The following is a 25,408-nucleotide window of genomic DNA, read 5'->3' on the forward strand; positions in this document are numbered from 1 at the left end:
CCCGGCGCCACCCACGCCGCCGCGAGGCATCCGCTCGACCCGAAAGCACCGCCATGCGCAAGCGCACCGTCGCGCTCATCACCGTCTCGGCCGTCGTCCTCGCCCTCGTCGGCGGGCTCTTCTGGGCCGGACGCGACCTGTTCCACGAACCCACCGCGAAGGGCGTCGACTCGATCGTCGGCGAGCTCGGCGGCACCCGCGTGCTCGGCGTGTTCGCGCACCCCGACGACGAGCAGACCGTCAACGGCCTGTTCTTCCGCGCGAAGGAGGTCGACGGCGCGTACACCGCGATGATCACGGCGACCGAGGGCGAGGCCGGGCACCAGACCCCCGTCGTCGCCCGCCAGGAGGATCTGGGAGACATCCGCAGGGCCGAGGCGCTGAAGAACAGCTTCAACCTCGGCGTCGACCGTCACGTCGTGTGGGACTACCCCGACGGCGGCGTCCCCGACGTCGACGAGGACGAGCTCGTCGACCGGGTCGTCGCCGAGATGAAGCGCGTGCGCCCCGACGTCGTCGTCGGGTTCTGGCCCGCGAGCGGCGCGACCGGCCACGCCGACCACATGCGCATGGGCGAGGTCACCGAGAAGGCCGTCGCGCAGCTCGAGGCCGAGGGCGGCTCCTACGCCGGACCGGAGTACCTCGTGTACACGATCAGCCCCACCAAGGCCCTGTCGATGTTCGGCGGCGAGGTCGGCACGTTCGTCGTCGCCAACCAGCCCGACCCCGAGTACGCCATGCCCGCCGAGACCGGCAAGAAGCACGAGGGATGGACCATCCACGCGTCGCAGGCGAACTTCATGCCCGAGTCGTACGTCCTGCCGACGTGGCTCATCTACCTGCTCTGGGACCACGAGTTCTACCATGTGCGAGACCTCACCGCCGAGCCGCTCGACTGATGGCCGTCGCTCGGTGCAGAATCAGCAGATGACCGACACGTCCAGCGGCGAGCACGCCGACCCGAGCGCCGCGCGCGGCACCGACCTCGACGCCGAGGAGCGCGCCGCGCAGAGCGCCGAGCAGAGCGCCGAACGCCGCGAGGTGATCAAGAAGCGCGTGGTCGACGCGGTCGCCGTGTTCCTCCTCTCCACGGTCGCCGTGCTCACGGCGTGGTGCGGGTTCCAGTCCTCGAAGTGGGGCGGCGAGATGTCGATCGCCTTCAGCCAGGCGTCGAGCGCGCGCGTGCAGGCGACGAACTTCGCCAGCGAGGCGCGCGACGCCCGGGGCAGCGACCAGTCGATCTGGGTGCAGTGGGTGCTCGCCACCGCGCAGAGCGACGCGGAGCTCGCGTCGTACATCGAGGAGCGCTTCTCGCCCGAGTTCCGCGTGGCCTTCGACGAGTGGGACGCCGGCGGCCGCGAGGCGCAGGGCCCGTTCGTGCTCGAGTCCTACGTGCCGCCCGGCACCGAGGAGGCGGCCGACTACAACGCCCGCGCCGACGCGAAGTTCCAGGCCGCGCTCGACAACAACCAGCGCGGCGACAACTACTCGATCCTGACGGTGCTCTTCGCCCTCGTGCTCTTCCTCACCGCGATGTCGCAGCGCGAGCTGCAGCCGTGGGTCGTGCGCACCCTGCTCGGGCTCGCGATCGTCGCCACCGTCGCCGGCCTCGTCATCCTCCTGACCTACCCCGTCAGGCTCTGATCGCGTGCCCCGTTTCACGGCCTCCGACGGCACGCGCCTGCACTACGTCGAGTCCGGCGACGCCGGGGCGCGACCGATCGTGCTCATCGCCGGGTTCAAGGCGTCGGCGTCGAGCTGGCGCTACCAGGTCAAGCCCCTCACCCGGGCCGGGTACCGCGTCATCGCGTTCGACCGCCGCGGACACGGCGCCTCCGAGGTGGGGCCCGACGCGGCCTCGAGCGCCACGATGGACCGGCACGGCGCCGACATCGGCGACCTCGTCGCGCACCTCGGGCTGCGCGACGCCACGCTCGTCGGCCAGTCGATGGGCGGCAACGCGATCTGGGCCCACCTCAGCGCGGATGCCGCGAGCACCGCGGGTCGCGGCGGGGCGGGCGGGTCGGGCGAGTCGCAGGGCTCGCAGGGTTCGCAGGCGGCGGCCGCGGCGACCGCGTCCGCCGGGAGGGCCGGCGTCCGAGACATCCGCGACGTCGTCATCGTCGACCAGACGCCGAAGATGCTGAACACCGACGACTGGGCCTTCGGCTTCTACGACTACGACGCGTCGAACGCGGACACCATGTTCGCGACCGGCATCCCCGACCCCGGGCGGTTCCCGGCGAAGTCGAAGGGTCTCGTGCGCATCGCCCGCGTGCTGACGGCCATGGACCTGCCGAAGGGCGGCAGGCCGAGCTTCACCGCGGCCGAGCTCGCCCTCCTGAACGACCACGCGAAACGCGATTGGCGTCCCGCGATCGCCGCCGCCGACATCCCGACGTTCTTCATCGCCGGCGCCGAGAGCGAGTTCTGGCCCTCGGCCCACGCTGCGGCATCCGCGGCCCTGAACCCGCTCGCGAGCTCGACGGTCATCGAACGCGACGGCCACGCGACGAACATCGAGCAGCCCGCGCGGTTCAACGAGGAGCTGCTGGCGTTCCTCGCACGCTGACCGCGAACCGATGCGCCGGGACTCAGCCCGGGAACGCCTTGCCGGGATTCAGGGTGCCGTGCGGGTCCAGCGCCTGCTTGACGGCGGCGTGCATCGCGATGACACGGGGTCCGAGCTCGAGCTCGGCGCCGGGTATCTTCAGCAGTCCGACGCCGTGCTCGCCGGTGACCGTGCCGCCGAGTTCCCGGCACTCGTCGACGATGCGGTCGAATGCGAGCTTCGCCCTGCCCTTCGCGGCCTCGTCGCCCTCGGGCGCGATGATCAGCGGGTGCAGATTGCCGTCGCCGGCGTGCGCGATGTTCGCGATCACGACGTCGTGCTCGGCGGCCGCCGCCTGGATGCGCGTGAGCATCTCGGGCACCGCACCGCGCGGCACGCAGATGTCCTCGGTCAGCACCGGTCCGAGCCGCTCGAGCGCGGGGTAGGCGAGACGGCGCGCGAGGAACAGTCGATCGACCTCGTCGGCCTCGAAGGCCTGCTCGACGCCGAGCGCACCGGCCGCCGACATGAGGGATGCGACGGATGCCGCGTGCCGCTCGCCGAGCGCACCGACCTCGTCGACCTTGGCGAGCAGCAACGTGTCGACCCCGTGCGGGAGGCCGAGCGCCTGCCAGGCGTCGACGGCCTCGATGCAGGTGCGGTCGAGGATCTCGAGCGCGGCCGGCACGATGCCCGACGCGCCGATCGCCGCGACGGCGTCGCCGGCCGCGCGCAGCGAACCGAAGGCGCCCACGATCGCCCGCTCCTCGCGTCCGGCGAGCGGCAGCAGCTTGACGGTGACCCGTGTGATGACGCCCAGCGTGCCCTCGGAGCCGACCATCAGGCCCGTGAGGTCGTACCCGGTGACGCCCTTGGCGGTGCGGCGCCCGAGATCGACGATCTCGCCGTCGGCGAGCACGACGCGCAGGCCGAGCACGTAGTCACGGGTCACCCCGTACTTCACGCAGCAGATGCCGCCGGCGTTCGTGGCCGCGTTGCCGCCGATCGTCGAGATGCGATAGCTCGCCGGGTCGGGCGGATACCAGAGCCCGTGCTCGGCGACCGCCGCGCGCAGGGTGTCGTTGATGACGCCCGCCTCGGCCACCGCGTACCGCTCCGCCGCGTCGATCTCGACGATGCGCGTCATGCGCTCGAGGGAGAGCACGATGCTGTTCGCGACGGCGTTCGCGCCGCCCGAGAGGCCCGTGCCGGCGCCGCGCGGGACGACGTGCACTCCGGATGCCGCGGCGAGCCGCACCACGGCGACCACGTCGCGCTCGTGTTCGGCGAGCACCACGGCGATGGGGGTCTCGAACGGCGCCCACTCCGCGTCGTCGTGGGCGTACTCGGCGAGCGTCGGGGCATCCGTGAGCACCTGGTCGGGAGGCAGCAGCGCCCGGAGACGGGCGACCACCTCCGCGCGGTGCGCGAAGGCGCCCTCGGTCTCGGCTGGTTCTGCGCTCACGGCGTGCTCCTCGTTCGACGGCACCGTCCATTCTGCGCCCGCCGCGACATCCGACGGGAATCGGGTGAGCCCTTGACGCTGTCGAGCGATCGACGTAAGGTAAGCAAATCATTAATTAAGGAGTTGCTAACATAGTGGATGCGAGGGACGAGCTCAGCCTCGTGTTCCAGGCCCTCGCCGACCCCACGCGGCGTGCGATGCTCTCGCACCTGCGCGACGGCGCGGCGACGGTCGGAGAACTGGCCGAGCCGTTCGAGATCAGCCGACCCGCGATCTCGCAGCACCTGAAGGTGCTCGAGCGGGCGGGCCTCATCGAACGCACCGCCACCGCGCAATGGCGCACCTGCACCCTGCGCACCGAACCGCTCGACGCGGCATCCGACTGGGTCGAACGCCACCGCGACGAGTGGAACGAGCGATTCGACCTGCTCGACCGACGACTCCGCGACCTGAAGGGAACGACCGATGCCTGAGCGCACCGCGACCGAAACGAAGCAGTTCACGATCACCCGCGTCCTCGACGCGCCGCGCGAGACCGTCTGGCGCGCGTGGACCGACCCCGACGAGGCCCCGCACTGGCTGCACCCGCACCGGGTCTCGACCCCGCGCGAGCACGTCGACTACGACGTGCGACCCGGGGGCGCCTACCGCTACACGATGATCTCGTCCGACGGCACCGAGTACCCGACGGTCGGCGTCTACCGCGAGGTCGTCCCGCCGTCGCGACTCGTGATGACCTGGGGCAAACCCGGCGACGCCGAAGGCGACGTGCCCGTGCTCACCATCGATCTCGACGAGCACGGCGAGGCGGGCGAGCAGACGCTCATGACGTTCCACCTCGCCGGCATCGCCGGGCAGCCCGGCGATGCCGGCGTCTACGACGGCTGGTCGGAAGCGTTCGAGGAGCTCGAGGCGCGCCTCGGCGGGTGAGCGCCCCGACGCCCCGCGATCTCCGCCGTACGGCGAACTCCGTCGCACGGCGGATCCGCGCGAGGCATCCGCTCGCTAGCGTGGAGGGATGACCAGCGTCGCGCCACCCGTCATCGACGGCGTCGAGTGGGTCCGGCCGCGGCCCGGCCCCCGGGCGCTGCGCCGCGACGCCGTGCTCGCCGTCGTGCTCGCGGCGGCGACCTCGGCGAGCATCGTCCTGTACCGGGTCACCGGGCTCGGCGAGGACACCCCGTGGTGGGCCTCGGCGCTCTGGGCGCTCGCCATGACCCTGCCGCTCGCCGCCCGACGCCGGTGGCCCGAGATCGTCGCCGTCGTGGCATCCGCCGCCTTCGTGGTCGGCTCGCTGACCGAGACCATCGAGCTGCTCTTCTCGAACATCGCGCTGTTCATCGCGATCTACACGGTCGGCGCGTGGGGCCGCAGCCGTCGACGCGCGAACCTCGTGCGCGGCGCCATCGTCATCGGCATGTTCGGTTGGCTGTTCTGGGGCCTCGTGACCTCCTCGGCGATGCAGGACTACCTGCCCGAACTCGACCGCGAGGGCCTGCTCTCGCCCTACGTGGCCTTCGGCCTCATCAACGTGCTGACGAACCTGCTCTACTTCGGCGGCGCCTGGTACTTCGGCGACGCCGCCTACCGATCGGCGCGGGCCAAGGCCGAGCTCGAGCAGCGCACGGCCGAACTCGCGGCCGAGCGGGAGCGCACCCGCGTGCAGGCGGTCGCCCTCGAGCGGCTGCGCATCGCGCGCGAACTGCACGACGTCGTCGCCCACCACGTCTCGGTCATCGGCGTCCAGGCCGGAGCCGCGCGGCGCGTGCTCGCGAAGGATCCGGATGCCGCGGCATCCGCCCTCTCGTCGATCGAAGCGAGCGCGCGCGACGCCGTCGACGAACTCCACGGGCTGCTCGGCACGCTGCGCGGCGACGCCGACACGGGCTCCATCGACCTCTCGCCCGCGCTCGGAGGCAGCGGTGCGGCCACCAGCACGTCGACGTGCACCATCGCCAGGATCGAAGACCTCGTCGCCGAGAGCGCGTCGACCGGGCTGCCCGTGTCCCTCGCGGTCATCGGCGAGCCGCGGACCGTCTCCTCGGTCGTCGACCTCAGCGCCTACCGCATCGTGCAGGAGGCCCTCACGAACGTGCGCAAGCACGCCGGGTCGTCGGCGACCGCCGAGGTGCGCGTGCGGTGGGACGAGGACGCCGTCGAGGTCGAGGTCACGAACACGGGCACCGCGACGAGGTCGGCGGCGGGGCGCGGGGGCGTCGGCGGGGGTTCGGGCGTCGGGGGTGCCGGGGATGTCGGAGGTGTGGGCGCTGGCGGCGGTGTCGGCGGGGTGGGCGCTGGCGGCGGTGTCGGCGGTGTCGGCGGTGTCGGCGCCGGCGGAGGTGTTGGCGGCGGTGTGCGCGCCGGCGGCCGCGGCAGCGGGGGCGAGCGGGCGGGCGACGGCCTCGGGCTGCGCGGCATGCGCGAGCGCGTCGCGGCCGCTGGGGGCACGCTCGAGACCGGACCCCGCGCACGGGGCGGATACCTCGTGCGCGCCCGGTTCCCGCTGCGCCGCGAGGCGGTGCGCCCGTGAGCATCCGGGTGCTCGTCGTCGACGACCAGGGACTCGTGCGGGCCGGATTCCGCACCATCCTCGACTCCGAGGACGGCATCGAGGTGGTCGGCGAGGCCGCCGACGGCGCGGCGGCCGTCGCGCAGGCGGCGGCGCTCGCACCCGACGTCGTCTGCATGGACGTGCAGATGCCCGGCGTCGACGGACTCGAGGCGACCCGCCGCATCACCGGCGACCCGGCATCGACGGCCGCCGTGCTCGTGCTCACGACCTTCAACCGCGAGGACTACCTCTTCGAGGCGCTCGCCGCCGGCGCGAGCGGGTTCCTGCTGAAGAACTCCAGTCCCGAGCAGTTGATCGAGGCGGTGCAGGTCGTCGCCCGCGGCGATGCGCTGCTCTCGCCCGACGTGACCCGGCGCGTGATCGAGGCTGTGGCCGGCCGCCACCCGGCGGCACTGAACGCTCCGGCCGCCTCGGCGGCTCCGCACGACCCGAACACCCCGAACGCCCCGAATGCAGGAAGAATCGACGAAACGCCGTCCCAGAGCGGCCGACACACCGGCACCGAGCCGATTCTTCCTGCAACCTCCGCGCCCGAGCTCGCCGCACCGGAGCTCGCCAGGCCGGATTCCGCCGCATCCGGCCTCGCCGCGCCGGATTCCGCCGCACAGGAGCCGGCCGCACCCGAGCTCGCCACCCTCACCGAGCGCGAGCGCGAGGTGCTCGAACTCCTGGCCGAGGGCATCTCGAACGCCGAGATCGCCCGGCGCATGTGGGTCGGCGAGGCGACCGTGAAGTCGCACGTGTCGAAGGTGCTCATGAAGCTCGGCCTGCGCGACCGCGTGCACGCCGTGGTCTACGCCTACGAGCACGGGGTGGTGCGCCCCTCGGCGTGAGCGCCGCCCGCCCCGACTACCGCTCGGGCGGCTCGGGCGCGGCTGCCCCCGAGGCCGCACCCGCCGCGCCGGCGCCCGCCGCACCGGCATCCGCCGCCGGCACCGAGCCCGCGCCGCCCTCGTACTCGGCCGAGAGCAGACGGTACGAGCGGGTCGTGAACGCGAGCAGCGCGAGCACGACCATGGCGAGGCCCGAGACGAGGAACACGAGGGCGATGCCGCGGGCCTCGCCCTCGCCGAGGAGCCAGCCCCACGTCTGCTGCCCGGCTTCGCCGTTCATGTAGGGGATGATCGCGAATTCGGCGATGGGCGCGATGAGGAACGCCGTGATCGGGGCGGCGGCCGACTCCACCGCGGCGGCGAATCCGAAGACGCGCCCCTGGCGCCGGAAGGTCACGACCTTCTGGATCACGGTCTGCTCGGCGGCCTCGACCACCGGGATGAGCGCCATGTACACCCAGATGCCGACGCCGTAGAGCACCCACGACTCGCGAATGGTGAAGAGCGCCCCGAGCACGCCCATGCCCACGACGACGAGCAGCATCGTGCGGATGGGGTTCCGGCCGAGTCCGAACTTCGCGATCACGAGCCCGCCGATGACGAATCCGGTGGCCGTGACGCCGAGCACGATGCCCCACGCCTCGACGGGGAACAGGGTGAGGCCGTACGGGTCCATGAGCGCCATGTAGACGCCGCCGATGAGGTTGTTGAACGTCGAGAAGATGATGAGGGCGAACAGTCCGGGCGCCGAGCGGATGGCGGTGATGCTGCCGCGGATGTCGATCGTCGAGGCCCGCTCGCCCTCGGCGGGCACCGGCCTGGCCTCGGGCACCCGCAGGAACAGCAGGTGCACGAGCGCCACGAGGGTCATCGCGATCGCGATGACGAGGGTCCATCCCATGCCGAGCAGCCCGATCGAGAGCCCGCTGAACACGCTCGTGACGATGAAGGCGAGGCCCTGGACCGTGCCGACGAGGCCGTTGGCGTTGGCGTGCCGTTCGACGGGCACGAGCAGGGTGACCGTCGTCGACAGCGCGATGTTGCGCATGTGCTCGATGACCGCGCCGAACAGGATGACGCCCGAGAACGCCCAGAACCACGGGCCGCCGAGATCGACGAGCGCGGACTCGGGCTGCAGCAGGTAGAGCACACCGGCGACGGCGAACGCCCCGAGCGTGACGAGGCTCGAGAAGATCATGACCTGCAGCTTGCGGTGCCGGTCGACGATCGAGCCGAAGAGCATCGCGAAGAACGCGATGAGCAGCATGTACGCGCCGCCGACGATGCCCGTCGCGAGCACCGACCGCGTCTCGAGGTACACCCAGAACGTGAGGGCGAACCAGAGGAAGCTCGTGGTCACGTTCGCGAACGCCGTGTTCACGAGCACCTGCAGGAACGTGCGCATGCCGCCGGGCGGGGGCACGACCTGCGCCTCGCCCTCCGCCGGCTCGGCCCCCGCCGGCTCGACCTGCGCCGGCTCGACCCGCCCCGCCTCGCTCACCCTGCGAGGGTAACCAGAGCCTGCGACATCCGGTAGCCCTCCCCCTCAGGGCGGAGCGCGGGGCGAGCCCGGAGCCCGTACATCCATCCGCACGGGGGATGCCCCGGCCACGCGGCATCCGTAGCTTGGAGGCATGCTCGAACTCGACGATGTCACCAAACGCTACGGCGAGCGCCTCGCCCTCGACCACGTGGGCTTCGCGGTCGGCGACGGCCGCCTCACCGGGTTCGTCGGCGGCAACGGCGCCGGCAAGACCACGACGATGCGCATCATCCTGGGCGTGCTCTCCTCAGACGGCGGATCCGTCACGATCGACGGCACGCCGCTCACCGCGGCCGACCGACGGCGGTTCGGCTACATGCCCGAGGAGCGCGGGCTCTACCCCAAGATGAAGGTGCTCGAGCAGATCGTCTACCTCGCCCGCCTGCACGGCTGGTCGGCCGAGGGCGCCCGGCGCAACGCGCTCGACCTGCTCGAGCGGCTCGGCCTCGGGGAGCGCACGAACGACACCATCGAGTCGCTCTCGCTCGGCAACCAGCAGCGCGCGCAGATCGCGGCGGCCCTCGTGCACCAGCCCGAGCTGCTCGTGCTCGACGAGCCGTTCTCGGGCCTCGACCCGATGGCGGTCGAGACCGTGCAGGGCGTGCTGGCGGATGTCGCGGCGACGGGCACGCCCGTGCTCTTCTCGTCGCACCAGCTCGACATCGTCGAGCGGCTCTGCGACGACCTCGTCATCATCTCGGGCGGGCGCATCGTCGCCTCGGGCACCGGCGAGACCCTGCGCGCCGAGTACGGCACCGACCGCTGGGAGCTGCTCGCGAGCGGCGACGCCGGGTGGCTGCGGCAGCAGCCGGGCATCCGCGTCATCGAGTTCGACGGCGGTTGGGCCGTCTTCGAGGCCGAGTCGGATGCCGCGCGCGAGGCCGCCCTCGCCGCCGCCGTCGCCCGTGGCGGCCTCACCAGCTTCGCCCGCGAGCGCACCTCGCTCGCCCAGATCTTCAAGGAGGTCGTGCGATGAGCACGCAGCACACCGGAACTCGAAACGGCGCCGGAGCGCCGCCTCGGCCGGCGACGGAGACACGCCCCGCCGCCCCCCGGTTCGTCGAGAGCGTGAGCCTCATCGCCGGCCGCGAGATCACCATGCGGCTGCGCAGCAAGGCGTTCCTCATCTCGACGGGCATCCTCATGCTCGCCGTGCTCGCGTCGGTCGTGCTCGGGTCGCTGCTCGGCGGGCAGTCCGAGGCGACGAAGGTCGCGGTGGTCGGCAGCGCCGCGTCGGCCGTCGAGGGCAACGCCGAGCTCGAGGGCGTGCCGGTCGACGACCGCGCCGCGGGCGAGCAGCTGCTGCGCGACGGCGAGGTCGACGCGGTCGTCGCACCCGCGGCATCCGACCCGCTCGGCGTGGTCGTGATCGGGCTCGACGAACCGCCGAACGGCGTCGCACGGGCCCTCGCGGTCACCCCGAGCGTCGAGCTGCTCGAACCCGCGGCCGTGGACCCGACCCTCGCGTACCTCGTCGCCTTCGGCTTCGGCATCGTGTTCTTCATGTCGGCGATCACGTTCGGCTCGACGATCTCGCAGTCCGTCGTCGAGGAGAAGCAGACCCGCGTCGTCGAGATCCTGCTCTCGACGGTCTCGGCCCGCGCCCTGCTCACGGGCAAGGTCATCGGCAACAGCGTGCTCGCGTTCGGCCAGATCCTCGCGATCGCGGTGCTCGCCCTGCTCGGCCTCATGCTGACCGGCCAACGGGTGCTGCTCGGCGGGCTCGGGGCATCCGTCATCTGGTTCGTGGTGTTCTTCGCGATCGGCTTCGTGATGCTCGCCGCCCTCTTCGCGGCCTCGTCGGCACTCGTCTCCCGCGCCGAGGACGTCGGATCGGTGACCACGCCCGTGACGATGCTCGTGATGATCCCGTACGTGCTCATCATCGTCTTCAACGACAACCCGACCGTGCTCGCGATCATGAGCTACATCCCGTTCTCGGCGCCCGTCGGCATGCCGATGCGGGTCTTCCTCGGCACGACCGAGTGGTGGGAGCCGTTCGTGTCGCTCGCGATCCTGCTGGCGACCGCCGCCGCCGCCGTCTTCGTCGGCGAGCGCATGTACCGCAACTCGCTCCTGAAGACGGGCGCGCGCGTGAAGCTCGGCGAGGCGCTGCGCGGCTGAGTCTGCGCGGGTCGGACGTGCCCACGAGCGGACGGGCGGACGTGCCGACGAGCGGATGCCGCGGGGCCGGCCCCGCGGCATCCGTGCGCGTGGCGGCGGTCGACGCAGGTTCCGTGCGCCCGCGCTCAAGATCCCGTCAGACTCGGAATGGGAGGATGGTTCGGTGACCCACGAGCCCTCCCCCCTCCACGACGCCACCGTCCGTGGTTTCGCGTCCGACAACTACTCCGGCGTGCACCCCGAAGTGCTCGCCGCGATCGCGGCGGCCAACGGCGGCCACCAGGTCGCCTACGGCGAGGACGCCTACACCGACCGCCTGCAGCGCGTGTTCGCGTCGCACTTCGGCGAGGGCGTCGAGGCGTTCCCCGTGTTCAACGGCACCGGCGCGAACGTGACCGGGCTCCAGTCGATGCTGCCCCGCTGGGGAGCCGTGATCTCCGCGAAGACCGCGCACATCAACTCCGACGAGGGCGGCGCGCCCGAGCGCGTCGGCGGCATGAAGCTGCTCACCGTCGTCGCGCCCGACGGCAAGCTCACCCCCGAGCTCATCGACCAGGAGGCCTGGGGGTGGGGCGACGAGCACCGCGCCCAGCCGCTCGTCGTCTCGATCACGCAGACCACCGAGCTCGGCACCCTCTACACGCCCGACGAGGTGCGCGCGATCGCCGACCACGCGCACGACCACGGCATGCTGCTGCATATGGACGGCGCCCGCATCTCCAACGCGGCCGCCTCGCTCGAACTGCCGCTTCGCGCCTTCACGCGCGACGCCGGCGTCGACGTGCTCAGCTTCGGCGGCACGAAGAACGGCGCGCTCGGCGCCGAGGCGATCGTGGTGCTGAACCCCGCGGCATCCGACGGCCTGAAGTACCTGCGCAAGCTCAACATGCAGCTCGCGTCGAAGATGCGCTTCGTCTCGGCGCAGCTCATCGCCCTGCTCGAGGGCGATCTCTGGCTCGAGAGCGCGTCGCACGCGAACGCCATGGCCCGACGCCTGCGCGACGCGCTCGACGCCGGCATCGCCGCGGGCGAACTGCCCGGCCTCGGCTTCAGCCAGCCGACCGAGTCCAACGGCGTGTTCGCCGTGCTGCCCCTCGGCGTCGCCGACCGCCTCCGCGACCGCGGCTTCAAGTTCTACGACTGGGATGCCGCCAAGGGCGAGGTGCGCTGGATGTGCTCGTTCGACACGACCGAGGCCGACATCGACGCGTTCGTCGCGGGCATCCGCGAGGAGCTCGCGCGCGGCTGATCCGCGGGTCGCTCGCGCGCGCGCTCGCGACCGACGCTGCTCGCGCGGGACCGACCCGAGTTGCCCAACTCCGTCCAAACATGGGCGACTCGACGCGAGCTCGCGCGCGGCAGACCCCCGAGTTGCCCACCTCTGCACAAACATGGGCGACTCGACGCTGCTCGCGCGCGGCAGACCCCCGAGTCGCCCAACTCTGTACAAACATGGGCGACTCGGGCGCCCCGCCCCGCCCCGCCCCGCCCCGCCGAACCTCGGCACTCGGGAATGTTTCACAGATTCATGCGTTGCAATGGACTGGGACAACGGCGCCCCGGCAACCGTCCCCTCCCGTGAAAGCCGCATCATGACGCTCGTCACCGAACTCACCTCCCGCCGCGCCGACACCACCGCTCAGCTCATCGACCCGCTCGTCGACCGCTGGAGCCCGCGCGCGTTCGACCCGAACGCCGTCGTCGACGACGAGGCGCTGCGCACCGTGCTCGAAGCCGCCCGCTGGGCGCCGTCGGCCAACAACTCCCAGCCGTGGCGGTTCATCGTCGCGCGCCGTGGAACCGCCGCCTTCACCGCCGCGCACGACGCGATGGCCGGCTTCAACCAGGTCTGGGCCGAGTCCGCCGCCGCGCTCGTCATCAACATCGCCGAGGTCGCCGACGCCGAGGGCAGGCCCCGTCCGTGGGCGCACTACGACCTCGGCCAGGCGGTCGCCCACCTCACGGTGCAGGCGCAGCACGAGGGCCTGCACACGCACCAGATGGGCGGGTTCGACGCCGCCGCACTGCACACCGCGTTCGCGCTGGCCGACAACCTCGAGATCGTCTCGATCACCACGATCGGCGTGCTCGGCGACGTCGACGCCCTGCCCGACGTGCTGCGCGAGCGCGAGGTCGCTCCCCGTCAGCGCAAGCCGCTCGACGAGCTCGTCCTCGCGGGCGAGTAGTCGGTCGGGTCGGGCTCGACCCGATGGCACGACGAGGGCGGATGCCGCGGCACAGCGCTGCGGCATCCGCCCTCGTCGTTCCGGGCTCGCGATCCGGCTCAGCGCCGGAAGGCTCGTCCCCGACGCCGGACCCCGACGCTCAGGGCCCGACGCTCACCACGTGACGACGCTCACGACCTGACGACGCTCAGGCCCGGACGAGGTCGATCGGGGTCGTCGGCGGCTCCTCGCGCACGGGCGGCTCCTCACGCACGGGCGGCTCCTCGCGCACGCGCGGCTCCTCGCGCACGCGCGGCTCGGCGACGCGATCGACGGGTGGCGCGGCCATCGCGCGCTTGATGCGCCACGCCGCGAAGACGGCGAGCAGGCTGACGGCGAGGTGCATGCCGAGGAACACGTCGGTGAGCCCGGCGCCGAGCAGCACGCCGGCGATGAGCGGGCCCGCCGCGGAGAACGCCGTCTGCAGCGCGGCGATGGTGCCGAGGGTCTGCCCGACCATGCCGGCGGGCGCGAGCTGCGCGGTGAGCGGGTTCAGCACGGGGCTGTACATCGTCTCGCCGACGGCGAAGATGCCGTAGGTCATGACGAACAGGGCCGATGCGATGCCGGGCGCGAGCAGCGCGCTCGAGAGCACGAGCCAGGCGAGCACCCAGATGCCGCCGACGGCCATGAGCAGGGCGGGGGCTCCGCGCTTCGCGGTCGCGCGCACCATGACCACCTGCAGCGCGACGATGACGATGCAGTTGACGGCCGCGGCGATGCCGATCGAGGCGGGGTCGATGTCGAGGACCGTGATGCCGTAGGCCGGCAGCCCCGACTCGAACTGGGCGTAGAAGCCGAGCGCGAGGGCGACGGTGACGACGGCGGTCCAGCGCAGGGCGGGCGTGGTCGCGATGGCGCGCAGCACGCCGCCCCGGTGCGCGGCGGCCGAGGCGTCGGCACCGGGCCCGGCCGCACCGGATCCGGCCGCACCGCCGACGCCGCCGATCGTGCCGACGGCCCCGGTGGCCGCCGTGACGCTGATCGCCGCGGGCCGCAGCGCGCCGCGGCCGGCGATCGCGATGATCGCCGACGACAGGGCGAACCCGCCCGCGGCGAGCACGAATCCGATGTCGAGGCCGTCGGCCCGGTCGAGGTCGATGATCTGCCCGGCGAGGAACGAGCCGAGGGCCATGCCGAGCGATTCGCCCGTGAACTTGTAGGCGAACACCTTGCGCCGGTCGTCGCCCGACGACCAGTTGAGGGCGAGCACCTGCTTGGCGGGCATCGCGGCGGTCAGGCCGAGGCCGAACACGAGCATGCCCGCGAGGAAGACTCCGGGCACGTCGGCGAAGACGAGCGACGCGACCCCGGCGGCGGCGAAGAGCTGCGCGAGGACCGCGACGGTCACCGGGTTGAACCGGTCGGCGAGGCGTCCGGCGAGCGGGGCGGCCACGAGGGCGCCGACCGAGAACAGGGAGGATGCCGCGGCGGCGACGAGCGGACCCCATCCGCGCGTGTCGGCGGCGTAGGCGTACTGGTAGGGCAGCACGGCGCCCCAGCCGAGCATGCCGATCGACGATGCGAGCACGAGCAGTTTCGCGCGCATGGGTGGTCCTCCGTGTTCTGGGGCTCGGTGTTCTGAGGCTGGTGCGTTGGGGGGCGGATGTCTCGGGGGCGGATGCCTCGGGGCGCGCGCTCGGGCGCCTCGAACGTGCGCGGCGGGGTCGCGGCATCCGGTGCTTTCGCCTCGAAGTCTTCGAGACAGAAGATTTCGATATCGAAATATTAGCAACCGAACGAGGCGTGCGAGAATTCCCGCATGCCCAGACGAACCCCGAGCGCCGCAGAACTGCACCGTCGAGCGGTCGCGACCTACGTCGCGGCGGGCGGCGAGGAGTCGGTGCAGCGGGTGATCACCGCCGTGCAGAGCCTCACCAAGAAGCTCGACCAGTGGTACGCCAGGCAGCTCGCCGACCTCGACGTGACGGCGGGCGAATGGGCCGTCGTGACCTCGCTCGCCAAGGCCGCCGAGGCGCTCACGCCGAGCCAGCTCGCCGATCTCACCAACGTCGCGCCGTCGTCGATGACGCACCGCCTCGACAAGCTCGCCGATCGCGGCCTCATCGAGCGCACGCCCGACGCCGAGAACCGCACGCGCACCTACATCAGCCTCACGCACGAGGGATGGGAGCTGTTCAGCCTGGCGATCCGCGGCTCCGACGTCGTCGAGACCGACGTGCTGCAGGACCTCGGCGACGACGAGCGCGGCGAGCTCGCCCGCCTGCTCGAAGTGGTCATCGCCCGCCTCGACGACATCGACGCGTAGCCCGACCGCTCAGCGCCCGGCGCCCGGCCTCAGTTCGGCGTGATGCGCACCTCGACCTCGGCGCCGGCGGCATCCGGAGCATCCGCGGCATCCGCGGCATCCGCGGCATCCGCGGCATCCGCGGCATCCTGAGCCTCGACCGTGAAGGCGAGCACTCGTGTGTGGCTGTTCCACGAGACGATGTCGCCGCCTTCGACGACGCCGCCGTCGGGGAACCCGCTCGCGGGAAGGTACACCTCGGTCGGCGCCGTCGCCGAGGCGTCGGGCACGAAGGCGAGGGTCAGCTCGTCGGGCTCGGCGCTCCAGGACGAGACGGCGCCCGCCACAGCCCGCGGATACGGCCGGTCGAGCGCGCCGACGAGGTTGCGCGGCTCGCCGTCGGCGTCGTACGGGCCCCAGCTGCCCGGGTCGCGCGACCAGTAGGTCACGCCCATGGCCGAGGCATCCGCCATGTCGTAGACGAGGTCGACGTAGTCGAGCGCTCCGGGCAACGTGGTGTCGAGCCCGAACTCGCCGAGGATCACGGGCACGTCGCCGAGCGCCTGCGCCGTGCGCATCGTGTTCGAGCGCCACGCGGCGACCGTCGTCTCGACGAGGTCGCGCGAGGTGCCCGTGAAGCCGTCGCCGAGGTCCATGGGCAGCGGGTACAGGTGCGGGCAGAACGCGATGCGCGCGTCGCCGTCGCGGGCGTCGTCGACGCGGCCGAGACCCGACGGGAGCCCCCAGTTGAAGCCGAGCGCCTGCGGCTCGAGGCAGATCCAGCTGTCGGAGTCGACCTCGCGGATCGCGTCGGCACTGCGCTGGTACAGCGCGGTGAGCGGGCCGGCCTCGAATGCGGGGCCCTGGAGGCTGCCGCCGTACGGCTCGTTCATGAGGTCGTAGGCGACGACCGCATCGTCGCCCGCGAACCGCTCGGCGACGGCACGCCAGGCGTTCGCGTAGTGCTCCATGAGCTCGGGATGCTCGCCGGTCGTGTTCCAGAAGTTGTCGAACGCCCGGATCACGCCGGGCTGGAGGTAGTACAGCTCCCACATGTCCTGGTCGGCGACCGGGTAGCCGTCCATGTACGTCGCCCAGACCGGGGCCCCGTTGCCGTTCTCGCCGCTCGGGGTGATGCCCGAGCCCCAGAGGTCCTGATGCATGTCGAGCATCACGTGGTAGCCACGCTCGGAGTACCAGCCGACGCGTTCGGCGACGTCGTCGAGGTAGCCCTGGTCGTACACGCCCGGCTCGGGCTCGACCTTGCGCCACGAGATGAGGAACCGCACGAAATCGGTGCCGGTGTCGGCCTGCTCGGCCTCGAGGTCCGCCTCGGTGAAGTCGGGCATGCCGTCGGGGGCGCTCTTCGAGCTGCTCGCGGTGTTGAACCCGTGCCCGACGAGGGCCCGCCCCGAGGCATCCGTCATCGTGCTCGCGGCATGCGCGGGCCCCGGAGTGCGCAGGGCCGCCGCGATGCCGCCGACCGCGAGCACCGCCGCCAGACCGGCCGCCAACACCGTTCGTGCACCGAACCTCACGCGTCCTCCTCGACTTCCGCGAACCGCCGCTTGACTGGCGTGACCGCGACGATAGCATCGTTCGCATGCCGACTAGGACAGTTGACCCACATTTCTCGCGCGTCTCGTGGGCGGTCGTCGTCGCGCTGCTCGTGTGCTCGATCCTCGTCGGCCTCGAGCCCCTGATCTCCCCCCTCACGGCGTACGCCCCCGTGCTCGCGGTGCCCGCCGCGGCCGGGCTGCCCGCGCTCATCCCCCCGCTTCGGCTCACCCCGCTCGGCGGCTCGACCTGGGGCTTCTGGGCGGCGGATGTCGCGGGCGTGCTCGTCATGCTCGCCGCCGCGTTCGTGCTGCTCCGCGCCGGCGATCGACGCCGCCCGAACCCCTCGATCCTCCGCGCGTTCGGTCGCGGCGTCGGCGTCACCGTGCTCGCCGTCATCGCGGGCAACCTCGTGCGGGGCGTCTTCAGCTCGTTCGCGGTGCACATGGACTTCGGCACGTACCTCGGCACGACCGCCGCGAACATCGCGGTCTCCGCCCTGTTCGGCGCGGCGGTCGGGCTCATCGTGGGCGTCGCGGCCGCGGTGGTCGCCGCCGTGGCCGGGCGGCGGCTCGCGGCATCCGACCCCGAAGCATCCGGTCCCGAAGCATCCGACCCCGCGGCATCCGACCCCGCAGCATCCGCCCCTGTCTCGTCCGCCGCCACGGAGGCCCCCGCCGACACGAACCCCGCAGTCACGGAGTCCGCCCCGGCCGACGCCCGCGGCTAGCATGGCCCGGGACCGATCAGGAGGCCCGATGACGAACGATCCCGCCCGCCCCACGCCCGCCGGCTGGTACCCCGATCCGACCGGGGCGCCGTCGCAGCGGTGGTGGAACGGCGCGACCTGGACGACGCACGTCGCGCCCGCGCCCGCGCCCGCGCCCGCTCCCGCGCCGTACGCAGCCGGCCCCGCGCCCGCCGAGCGGATGCCGGCCGAGCGCGTGCCCGACGGGACGCCCACCTCGACCCCGTGGATCTGGGCCGTCGTGCTGCTGCCGCTGCTCGGCCTCGTCTCGCTGGCGACCTTCGACCCCACGAGATACGTCACCGCAGCGACCGACCTCGTCGATCCGCTCGCCCCGTACGCGATCTTCTTCGACCCGTGGTACCTCGCCACGATCGCGCTGTCGTTCGTGCTCTACGGGGTCACCGTCTGGTCGGCCTCGCGCGATCACGCCGAACTCGCGCGCCTCGGCTACGCCTCGCGGTTCCACTGGGCGTGGGCGTTCCTCAGTTCGTTCGTCTACGTGATCGGCCGATCGGTCGTCGTGCGACGGCAGGCGGGCCGCGGGCTCGCGCCGATGTGGACCGCGATCGGGATCAACGTCGCCGTGGTGGTCATCGCGATGATCTGGTCCGTGTGGGTGATCTTCGCCTCGGTCCAGGCGGTCACCGAGATCTCGGGCTACTGAGGCCGCGGCTCGGCCGCGGGCTACGGCTGCAGCATCACCTTGATCGCGCGGCGCTCGTCCATGGCCGCGTAGGCCTCGGCCGCCTCGGCGAGGGGCAGCGTCAGGTCGAACACGAGGCCGGGCTCGATCTCGCCCGAGAGCACGTCGGGCAGCAGTTCCTCGATGTAGCCGCGCACGGGCGCGACCCCGCCGTTCACGCCGACGTTGCGGTTGAACAGCGGACGCACGGGCAGCTCGGGCCCCCCGTTGGGCACGCCGACGTAGCCGACCATGCCGCCGGGGCGCGCCGAGCGGATCGCCTGGTCCATCGACTCCTTCGTGCCCACGCACTCGAGCACGCGGTCGGCGCCGATGCCGCCGGTGAGCTCGCGCACGGCCGCGACGCCCTCATCTCCGCGCTCGGCGACGACGTGCGTCGCCCCGAACCGACGTGCGAGCGCCTGCCGGTCGGCGTGCCGCGACATCGCGATGATCGTGGTGGCGCCGAGCCGCTTGGCGGCGATGACCGCGCACAGGCCGACGGCGCCGTCGCCCACGACCACGACCGACTCGCCCGGCTGCACCCCGGCCGACACGGCCGCGTGGTGGCCCGTGCCCATCACATCGCTCAGGGTGAGCAGGCCCGGCACCATGTCGGGTTCGACCTCGACGGGCACCGGCACGAGCGTGCCGTCGGCGAGGGGCACCCGCACGCGCTCGCCCTGACCGCCGTCGGCGAAGCCGCCGAGCCGGTCGTCGCCGCCCCACCATCCGCCGTTCAGGCACGACGTGCTCACCCCGTTGCGGCAGTTCACGCACGTGCCGTCGCACACGTAGAAGGGGGCGATGACGAAGTCGCCGACCTCGATCGACTCGACGTCGTCGCCCACGGCCTCGACGACCCCGACGAACTCGTGCCCGATGCGATGCGGCTGGTCGGTCGGCGTGATGCCGCGATACGGCCAGAGGTCGGAGCCGCAGACGCACGCGGCGACGACCCGCACGATGGCGTCGCCGCCGGTCGAGAGCACGGGGTCGGGCACGGTCTCGACGCGGATGTCGCGGGCTGCATGGATCACGGTGGCGAGCATGCAGCCGAGCCTACGCCCGCCCGCGGACTACTGCCCGGCGGGGGCCGCAGGCCCTGCGTGCCCGTGCCCGACGTGCCCGTGCCCGCCGGCCGTCTGCGCCTTGCCGAGCGCCGGCACCATGATGCGGATCGCCCACCCGAACAGGATGAAGAGCACCCCGACGCCGGCGGCGAACAGCGCGACGCCGAACGACACGACCGAGGTGAAGAGCGAGGCCCGCAGGAACGACGCGTCCATGACGGTCGCACGCACGGGGTCGTCCATGTCGAGCTCGGCGTACGTCTTGCCGTCGGCCATCTCGAGCGCGTGCATGTTGATGACGCTCGCCTGCACGTACGCGTCGATCGGCCCGTCGACCTGCTGGCCCGCGAGGATCGGCGCGTCGTCGGAGATGATGATGTTCTCGGCCCTCAACTGCGCCGAGACCCCCATCCACGCGATCACGGCGACGATGATCAGCAGCGCGCCCCCGAGGATGCCGGCGAGTCCGATGAGCCTCAGCCCCCGATCCTGACCCCGTGTGAGCACGACCCCTTCGACGACCGGTTCCGACATGACGCTCCCCCTCGCGTTCGTTGCTCCGAGCGTAGTGACGGCCGGCGAGCCGCGGCAAGGGCGCCACGCGGGCACGGGCGAGACCTCACACGTGCGGCACGAACTCCTGCCAGGCCAATCGCCGGTCACGGCGCGGGTCGGGTTCGACCCGGTCGACGTCGTCGAAGACGAGGGTCCGCCGCATCCGTTCCTCGTACGGCGGCCAGTGTTCGAGCGGGGCTCCGGATGCCGCGAGCGCGGCCCAGTGCTCCTGCATCCGCCGCCCGGCCGCACGGAACATGCGGCGGCCGCCCAGCAGGGTGAGCGCCGCGCCCACCGGCGTGTCGAACTTCTCGAACAGGGCGAACAGCTCGAGCCCGTGCGTGGCGTCGAGCCCGAGCAGGCGGGCGGTGCGAGGGGCGGCGTCGAACCGGTAGAACCACGTCGGCGCGTGGCGGGAATGGCGTTCGCCCGCCTTGACGCTCGGGTACCAGAACGTGAAGTCGCCGGCGAAGTCGGCCGCCGGCCGCCGCTCGGGCAGGCCCGGATACTGCCGCTTGATCGCCTTGCGCGCCTTCTTGCGCGTGTTCGCGAAGATCGCCCGGATCCGCGGCTTCGTCGTGGGCAGGATGTCGATGCGCCCCTCGAACAGCGACCCCTCCCGGTCGTTCGTGCCGATGATGAGCGGCACCCGGTGCGCCTCGCCGTCGCGGAACGCGTCGAGCGGCCGACGCGGCAGGAACTCCCCGTCGATCACGGGCGCGAGGCTGATCGTGCCCGGCTTCTCGTCGGGCGTGCGCACGGTGAGCTCGGTGGTCGCCCTCGCCATCACGGCCGGATCCGCCGAACGGAGCATGGCCGCGGCATCCTCTCGCCCCTCGCTCTCGAGGTCGTGGTCGTCGACCAGGCGGCTGAGGATCGACACGTACTCGCCCGCCCAGGTCGCGGCGGTCTCGGGCAGGTAGACCGCGTTCGCGGGAGAGCTCTGCGCGATCGCGCGCGAGAACAGCCCCCCGGCGCTCGGCACCGCCATGAGCGTCGTCACCGAGTTGCCCCCGGCCGACTCGCCGAACAGGGTGACCCGGTCGGGGTCCCCGCCGAACGCCGCGATGTTGCGCCGAACCCACTCGAGCGCGGCGACCTGGTCGCGGAGGCCGACGTTCACGTCGAACGGATGCCGCGGCCCCGCGTACGCCCGGAAGTCGAGCCAGCCGAGCGCGCCGAGCCGATAGTTGAGGCTCACGTACACCACCCCGTGGCGCCGCACGAGGCGCTCGCCCTGCCGCGGGTACTCCCGGGCGGAACCGACGCTGTACGCGCCGCCGTGGATGAAGACCATGACGGGCAGCCCCCCGACGCCCGGGCGACGCGGACCGTCGGCGTTCGACGCGGTCGCGGCATCCGCTCGATCGGGGGTGATGACGTTCACGCTCAGGCAGTCCTCGCTGCGGGGGAGGTGGGATGCCGCGCCGACGAACTGGCCGTGGCGGTTCTGCGGGGCGACCGGACCGAAGCGGGCGGCATCGCGGACCCCGTCCCACCCCGGCGCCGCCGTCGGGGCCAGGAACCGCAGCGGGCCGACCGGCGCCGCCGCGTACGGGATGCCGCGCCAGGCCCGGATGCCGCGCTCGCGCACGCCGCGCACCGCGCCGCCGTCGGTCTCGACGATCAGTCCGTCGGCGCGGACGCCTCCCACGAGCATGCGGGGAGCCTACCCGCCGACGGTGAACGCTCGGGGCACCCTCGTCGTTCGATCACTTTTCAGGAAGGGGTATGGGCGCGGAGGAGCGTTCGGGCGCGAAATGCGTCGCGCTGCCCCGCGCTGCCCACACCCCTTCCTGAAAAGTGATCGGGATGTCGGCGGCATGCGGAATGATGCTCTGGTGAACGGAATCCGCGGCTTCTGGCGAGCGCTGCCCACCGAGGGGCGATGGCTGCTGTCGACGGTCGCCATCCAGACGCTCGGGCGCGGGCTCACCCTGCCGTTCACGATCATCTACCTGCACGAGGTGCGAGGGTTCGACCTCGCGCTCTCGGGCACCCTCATGGGACTCATCGCCGTCGTGGGGCTCGTGGTCACCGGCCCCGGCGGCACCCTCATCGACCGGTACGGCGCCCGTCGGGTGCTGATCGTCGGCCTCGCGGCCATGATCGCCGGCTGCACGCTGCTCGCGTTCGCGACGCACCCCGCGGTCGCCGCCCTCGGGCTCGTGCTCATCGGCGTCAACTTCGGCGTCTCCTGGCCGGGGTTCAACGCGCTCGTCGCGAGCGTCGTCACGGGCGAGCTGCGCCAGCAGTACTTCGGCGTGAACTTCGCCCTGCTGAACCTCGGCATCGGCGTGGGCGGCGTCATCGGCGGGTTCTACGTGAACGTCGCCGAGCCCGCGACGTTCACGGTGATCTTCCTCGTCGACGCGGCGAGCTGCCTGATCCCGGTCGCGCTCCTGCTCGGCCCGCTCCGTCACGTGCGCACGCAGTCCGAGCCCACGACCGACGACGCGACCGGCGGCAGCTACCGCCAGATCCTCCGCCGTCCCGCGGTCATCTGGGTCTCCTTGCTCACCTTCGTGGCGATGTTCGTCGGCTACGGCCAGATGGAGGCGGGCTTCCCCGCGTTCGCGCGGCAGGTCGCCGAGGTCTCCACGCGCACGGTCGGCTTCGCGTTCGCGGTGAACACGCTCGTCATCGTGCTCTTCCAGTTCGCGACCCTGCGCTGGATCAAGGGGCACCGGCGCACGCGCGTCATGGGCGTCATGGCCGTCGTCTGGGCTGCCTCGTGGCTGCTGCTCGGGGCCACCGGGCTGCTGCCGGACACCCTCGCCGCGGCGATCGGCGTCATCTCGTTCATGGGCGTCTTCGCATTCGGAGAGACGCTGCTGCAGCCCACGGTGCCCGCCGTCTACAACGACCTCGCGTCCGACCACAACCGCGGCCGGTACAACGCCGTCAACTCGGCCGCGTTCCAGGGCGGCGCGATCGCGGGCCCGATCGCCGCGGGCGTGCTGCTCGGCAACGGCCTCGGCGGCGTGTTCATCGGGCTCATGGTGGTCTGCTGCCTCGGCATCGGCGTCATGGCGCTCGCGCTCGAGAAGCGCATCCCGGCCACCGCCAACGGCGTGCCCGAGCCCCAGCCCGCAGCCGACTGACGCCGCCCGCCCGGTGCGCCCCGCGCGCACCCGCCTACCCCGCACGCCCCCTGCACCCAGCGCACACCCTTCTCACCTCTTCGCGCCCCTCACCCCCTCACCCCCCTTTCGCAATTCAGGCTCGCACCGCGTGTCGGGGGCTCCGTCGCGGATGGCGGGGACGACACGCCGAGCGCCAGCCTGAATTGGCAAGGGGACGGGACGGTGTGAGGCGGGGAAAGGGTCGGGAAGGGGTCGGGGCACGGCTGAGTCGGCAACGGCAACGGCAACCGCACTAGCCGGGCTGGCGCGCGCTACAGCTTCGCGGCCTTGGCGAGCAGGCTCTCCCGTTCCCGATCGTTGCCCGTGAGGCGGGCGGCGGCCTCGAGCTCGGCGCGCGCCTCGTCGGTGCGGCCGAGCCGGGCGAGCAGCTCCCCGCGCACGGCGGGCAACGCGGGGTACCGCGCGAGGGCGCCGCCGGCGACGAGGCCGTCGACCACGGCGAGCGCTGAGGCGGGTCCGGTCGCCATCGAGATCGCGGCGGCGCGGTTCAGCTCGACGACGGGCGACGGCGCGATGCGCCCGAGCGCCTCGTAGAGCAGCACGATCTGGGCCCAATCGGTTTCATCGACGGTTGGTGCGGTCGCGTGGCACTCCGCGATGCCGGCCTGCAGGCCGTAGGCGCCGCGGCCGCGGCCCAAGCCGTCGGCCTTGAGCAGGGCCGCCCGGCCCCGGCCGATCTGCGCGCGATCCCATCGGGTGCGATCCTGCGCGTCGAGGGGGATCGCCGTCCCGTCAGGCGCGGTGCGCGCCGGGAAGCGCGCGGCCGTGAGCTCCATGAGTGCGACGAGCGACAATGCCTCGGGTTCGCGGGGCATGAGCCCGGCGACCATTCGCGCGAGCCGCAACGCCTCGTTCGAGACATCCGCTCGCACCCATTCGGCGCCCGACGCGGGCAGGTGACCCTCGTTGAACACGAGGTAGAGCACCTGCAGCACGGCGGCGAGCCGCGCGGCGTACTCGTTCGGCTCGGGCACCTCGAAGGGCACCTTCGCGGCGGCGAGCGTCTTCTTCGCACGCACGATGCGCTGCTGCACCGTCGCCGTGGGCACGAGGAACGCCCGCGCGATCTCGTCGGAGCCGAGGCCGCCGACGACGCGCAGCGTCAGCGCGATCTGCGCCTCGCGCGAGAGCACGGGGTGGCACGCGACGAAGATGAGGCGCAGCACGTCGTCGTCGACGGCGTCGGGGTCGGGAAGGCCGTCGGATGCCGCGCCGCCGCGCTCCTCGAGGTCGCGGGCCATGGCGGCGTAGCGCTCGTCGAGCCGGTCGCGTCGCCGCCATCCGTCGATCGCGCGGCGCTTCGCGACCGTGGTGAGCCATGCCCCCGGATTCGCGGGCACCCCCTCGGCGGGCCACTGCCGCAGCGCCTCGACGACGGCCTCCTGCGCGAGGTCCTCCGCCTGGCCCACGTCGCCCACGAACCGGGTGAGGGCCGCGACGACGCGGGCCGACTCGATGCGCCAGACGGCGGCGACGGCTCGGCGGGCGCGCTCCGCCGCGGCCTCGTCGGGCGGCCCGGATGCCGCGGTCACGGCCGGCCCCGCGGCATCCGCCTCGGGCATCTCAGCGCGCCTTGCCCTCGAGTTCCTCGCGCCAGCCGGCCTCCTTCTGGATCCACTCGTTGTCCTGCGGGAAGTCCTCGAGCTCGGTCACGCGCCGAACCTCGAGCTTCGAGCCGGGCCCGAGCGGGCAGCGCTTGGCCCACTCGGCGGCCTCCTCGGGGCCGGATGCCTGGATGATCCAGAAGCCGTTGAAGAGCTCCTTCGTCTCACCGTAGGGGCCGTCGGTCACGACCGGCGGCGTGCTGTCGAAGTCGACGACGAATCCCTCCTTCGCGTCGGTCAGGCCCTCGCCGCCGAGCAGCACGCCCGCCTTGATGAGCGACTCGTTGTAGGCGCCCATCGCGGCGATGACCTCGTTGAAATCGAGCTGCTCGTAGGCCTCGACGGCCGCATCGTCCGAGCGCATGATCAGCATGTACTTCACGGTGTTCTCCTTGTTCGGAAGGGGGCCGGAGTGCCCGCCTCACTCATGCGTCGAACGGGGATCGGCCCGATCGACATCGCCGGCGGAATTCCTCTCC

24 protein-coding genes are annotated in these 25,408 nt (G+C 72.4%); 15 read left to right on the forward strand and 9 right to left on the reverse strand.

The window, feature by feature from the left end; all coding sequences use genetic code 11:
* Positions 1 to 53: 53 nt before the first annotated feature.
* Genes GQQ92_RS06005 through GQQ92_RS06015 form a run of 3 tightly spaced genes read left to right on the forward strand, consistent with a single transcriptional unit; the run spans position 54 to position 2,572 of the window.
* Positions 54 to 899, forward strand: a complete 846-nt coding sequence (locus tag GQQ92_RS06005; protein WP_156998341.1) for a PIG-L deacetylase family protein — start codon at positions 54 to 56, stop codon at positions 897 to 899.
* A gap of 28 nt (positions 900 to 927) precedes the next feature.
* Positions 928 to 1,644 carry a hypothetical protein gene (locus tag GQQ92_RS06010; protein WP_232057531.1) on the forward strand — a complete coding sequence of 239 codons (717 nt, stop codon included), beginning with the start codon at positions 928 to 930 and terminating at the stop codon, positions 1,642 to 1,644.
* Between the two features lie 4 nt (positions 1,645 to 1,648).
* Positions 1,649 to 2,572, forward strand: a complete 924-nt coding sequence (locus GQQ92_RS06015; protein ID WP_156998342.1) for an alpha/beta fold hydrolase — start codon at positions 1,649 to 1,651, stop codon at positions 2,570 to 2,572.
* A gap of 22 nt (positions 2,573 to 2,594) precedes the next feature.
* Here GQQ92_RS06015 and GQQ92_RS06020 read toward each other — a convergent pair whose 3' ends face one another.
* Positions 2,595 to 4,016, reverse strand: coding sequence for an FAD-binding oxidoreductase (locus GQQ92_RS06020; RefSeq protein ID WP_156998343.1), 1,422 nt, complete (start codon positions 4,014 to 4,016; stop codon positions 2,595 to 2,597).
* Between the two features lie 134 nt (positions 4,017 to 4,150).
* Between GQQ92_RS06020 and GQQ92_RS06025 the strand changes: the two genes are divergently transcribed.
* From GQQ92_RS06025 to GQQ92_RS06040, 4 genes are all read left to right on the forward strand, one after another.
* Positions 4,151 to 4,489 carry an ArsR/SmtB family transcription factor gene (locus GQQ92_RS06025; protein ID WP_156998344.1) on the forward strand — a complete coding sequence of 113 codons (339 nt, stop codon included), beginning with the start codon at positions 4,151 to 4,153 and terminating at the stop codon, positions 4,487 to 4,489.
* Positions 4,482 to 4,946 carry an SRPBCC family protein gene (locus GQQ92_RS06030; protein ID WP_156998345.1) on the forward strand — a complete coding sequence of 155 codons (465 nt, stop codon included), beginning with the start codon at positions 4,482 to 4,484 and terminating at the stop codon, positions 4,944 to 4,946. Before GQQ92_RS06025 ends, GQQ92_RS06030 begins: the two co-directional genes overlap by 8 nt.
* A gap of 88 nt (positions 4,947 to 5,034) precedes the next feature.
* Positions 5,035 to 6,546 carry a sensor histidine kinase gene (locus GQQ92_RS06035; protein WP_156998346.1) on the forward strand — a complete coding sequence of 504 codons (1,512 nt, stop codon included), beginning with the start codon at positions 5,035 to 5,037 and terminating at the stop codon, positions 6,544 to 6,546.
* Positions 6,543 to 7,421 carry a response regulator transcription factor gene (locus GQQ92_RS06040; RefSeq protein WP_156998347.1) on the forward strand — a complete coding sequence of 293 codons (879 nt, stop codon included), beginning with the start codon at positions 6,543 to 6,545 and terminating at the stop codon, positions 7,419 to 7,421. Before GQQ92_RS06035 ends, GQQ92_RS06040 begins: the two co-directional genes overlap by 4 nt.
* 16 nt (positions 7,422 to 7,437) lie before the next feature.
* Here GQQ92_RS06040 and GQQ92_RS06045 read toward each other — a convergent pair whose 3' ends face one another.
* The gene (locus GQQ92_RS06045; RefSeq protein ID WP_156998794.1) at positions 7,438 to 8,826 is read right to left on the reverse strand and encodes an MFS transporter; all 1,389 of its coding nucleotides are present in this window, start codon (positions 8,824 to 8,826) and stop codon (positions 7,438 to 7,440) included.
* Positions 8,827 to 9,055: 229 nt separating this feature from the next.
* On the opposite strand from GQQ92_RS06045, the gene GQQ92_RS06050 reads away from it, so the two are divergent.
* From GQQ92_RS06050 to GQQ92_RS06065, 4 genes are all read left to right on the forward strand, one after another.
* A complete protein-coding gene (locus tag GQQ92_RS06050) occupies positions 9,056 to 9,940 on the forward strand; it encodes an ABC transporter ATP-binding protein (protein ID WP_156998348.1) in 885 nt (294 codons plus the stop codon).
* Positions 9,937 to 11,088, forward strand: coding sequence for an ABC transporter permease (locus tag GQQ92_RS06055; RefSeq protein WP_156998349.1), 1,152 nt, complete (start codon positions 9,937 to 9,939; stop codon positions 11,086 to 11,088). Before GQQ92_RS06050 ends, GQQ92_RS06055 begins: the two co-directional genes overlap by 4 nt.
* A gap of 163 nt (positions 11,089 to 11,251) precedes the next feature.
* Positions 11,252 to 12,337 carry a threonine aldolase family protein gene (locus GQQ92_RS06060; RefSeq protein ID WP_232057532.1) on the forward strand — a complete coding sequence of 362 codons (1,086 nt, stop codon included), beginning with the start codon at positions 11,252 to 11,254 and terminating at the stop codon, positions 12,335 to 12,337.
* Positions 12,338 to 12,680: 343 nt separating this feature from the next.
* Positions 12,681 to 13,274 (forward strand): nitroreductase family protein, encoded by a 594-nt coding sequence (locus tag GQQ92_RS06065; protein WP_156998351.1) that lies wholly within the window; start codon positions 12,681 to 12,683, stop codon positions 13,272 to 13,274.
* A 187-nt stretch (positions 13,275 to 13,461) separates the two neighbouring features.
* Here GQQ92_RS06065 and GQQ92_RS06070 read toward each other — a convergent pair whose 3' ends face one another.
* The gene (locus GQQ92_RS06070) at positions 13,462 to 14,862 is read right to left on the reverse strand and encodes an MFS transporter (protein ID WP_156998352.1); all 1,401 of its coding nucleotides are present in this window, start codon (positions 14,860 to 14,862) and stop codon (positions 13,462 to 13,464) included.
* A 213-nt stretch (positions 14,863 to 15,075) separates the two neighbouring features.
* Between GQQ92_RS06070 and GQQ92_RS06075 the strand changes: the two genes are divergently transcribed.
* Positions 15,076 to 15,582, forward strand: coding sequence for a MarR family winged helix-turn-helix transcriptional regulator (locus GQQ92_RS06075; RefSeq protein ID WP_156998353.1), 507 nt, complete (start codon positions 15,076 to 15,078; stop codon positions 15,580 to 15,582).
* A gap of 29 nt (positions 15,583 to 15,611) precedes the next feature.
* Here GQQ92_RS06075 and GQQ92_RS06080 read toward each other — a convergent pair whose 3' ends face one another.
* Complete coding sequence (locus GQQ92_RS06080) at positions 15,612 to 17,099, reverse strand: cellulase family glycosylhydrolase (protein ID WP_197738111.1); 1,488 nt, start codon at positions 17,097 to 17,099, stop codon at positions 15,612 to 15,614.
* 65 nt (positions 17,100 to 17,164) lie between these two features.
* On the opposite strand from GQQ92_RS06080, the gene GQQ92_RS16505 reads away from it, so the two are divergent.
* Positions 17,165 to 17,848: a hypothetical protein gene (locus tag GQQ92_RS16505; RefSeq protein ID WP_197738112.1), complete on the forward strand. Its 684-nt coding sequence runs from the start codon at positions 17,165 to 17,167 to the stop codon at positions 17,846 to 17,848.
* Between the two features lie 28 nt (positions 17,849 to 17,876).
* Entirely contained in the window at positions 17,877 to 18,533 is a 657-nt protein-coding gene (locus GQQ92_RS16510; RefSeq protein WP_197738113.1) for a DUF2510 domain-containing protein, read from the forward strand.
* A 20-nt stretch (positions 18,534 to 18,553) separates the two neighbouring features.
* Here GQQ92_RS16510 and GQQ92_RS06090 read toward each other — a convergent pair whose 3' ends face one another.
* The 3 genes from GQQ92_RS06090 to GQQ92_RS06100 form a co-directional block, all read right to left on the reverse strand.
* Positions 18,554 to 19,603: a zinc-dependent alcohol dehydrogenase family protein gene (locus tag GQQ92_RS06090; protein ID WP_156998355.1), complete on the reverse strand. Its 1,050-nt coding sequence runs from the start codon at positions 19,601 to 19,603 to the stop codon at positions 18,554 to 18,556.
* A 27-nt stretch (positions 19,604 to 19,630) separates the two neighbouring features.
* Positions 19,631 to 20,158, reverse strand: a complete 528-nt coding sequence (locus GQQ92_RS06095) for an aromatic ring-opening dioxygenase LigA (RefSeq protein ID WP_232057533.1) — start codon at positions 20,156 to 20,158, stop codon at positions 19,631 to 19,633.
* 85 nt (positions 20,159 to 20,243) lie between these two features.
* Positions 20,244 to 21,839, reverse strand: coding sequence for a carboxylesterase/lipase family protein (locus tag GQQ92_RS06100; protein ID WP_156998356.1), 1,596 nt, complete (start codon positions 21,837 to 21,839; stop codon positions 20,244 to 20,246).
* 181 nt (positions 21,840 to 22,020) lie between these two features.
* Here GQQ92_RS06100 and GQQ92_RS06105 point away from each other — a divergent pair, with 181 nt between their 5' ends.
* Entirely contained in the window at positions 22,021 to 23,283 is a 1,263-nt protein-coding gene (locus GQQ92_RS06105; RefSeq protein ID WP_308206756.1) for an MFS transporter, read from the forward strand.
* Positions 23,284 to 23,576: 293 nt separating this feature from the next.
* Here GQQ92_RS06105 and GQQ92_RS06110 read toward each other — a convergent pair whose 3' ends face one another.
* Together GQQ92_RS06110 and GQQ92_RS06115 are read right to left on the reverse strand one after the other, a co-directional pair.
* A complete protein-coding gene (locus GQQ92_RS06110) occupies positions 23,577 to 24,887 on the reverse strand; it encodes an RNA polymerase sigma factor (RefSeq protein WP_156998358.1) in 1,311 nt (436 codons plus the stop codon).
* Position 24,888: 1 nt separating this feature from the next.
* Entirely contained in the window at positions 24,889 to 25,311 is a 423-nt protein-coding gene (locus tag GQQ92_RS06115; protein WP_156998359.1) for a YciI family protein, read from the reverse strand.
* Positions 25,312 to 25,408 lie beyond the last annotated feature (97 nt).

The organism is Agromyces terreus, from assembly GCF_009749465.1.
Classification (GTDB): Bacteria; Actinomycetota; Actinomycetes; order Actinomycetales; family Microbacteriaceae; genus Agromyces; species Agromyces terreus.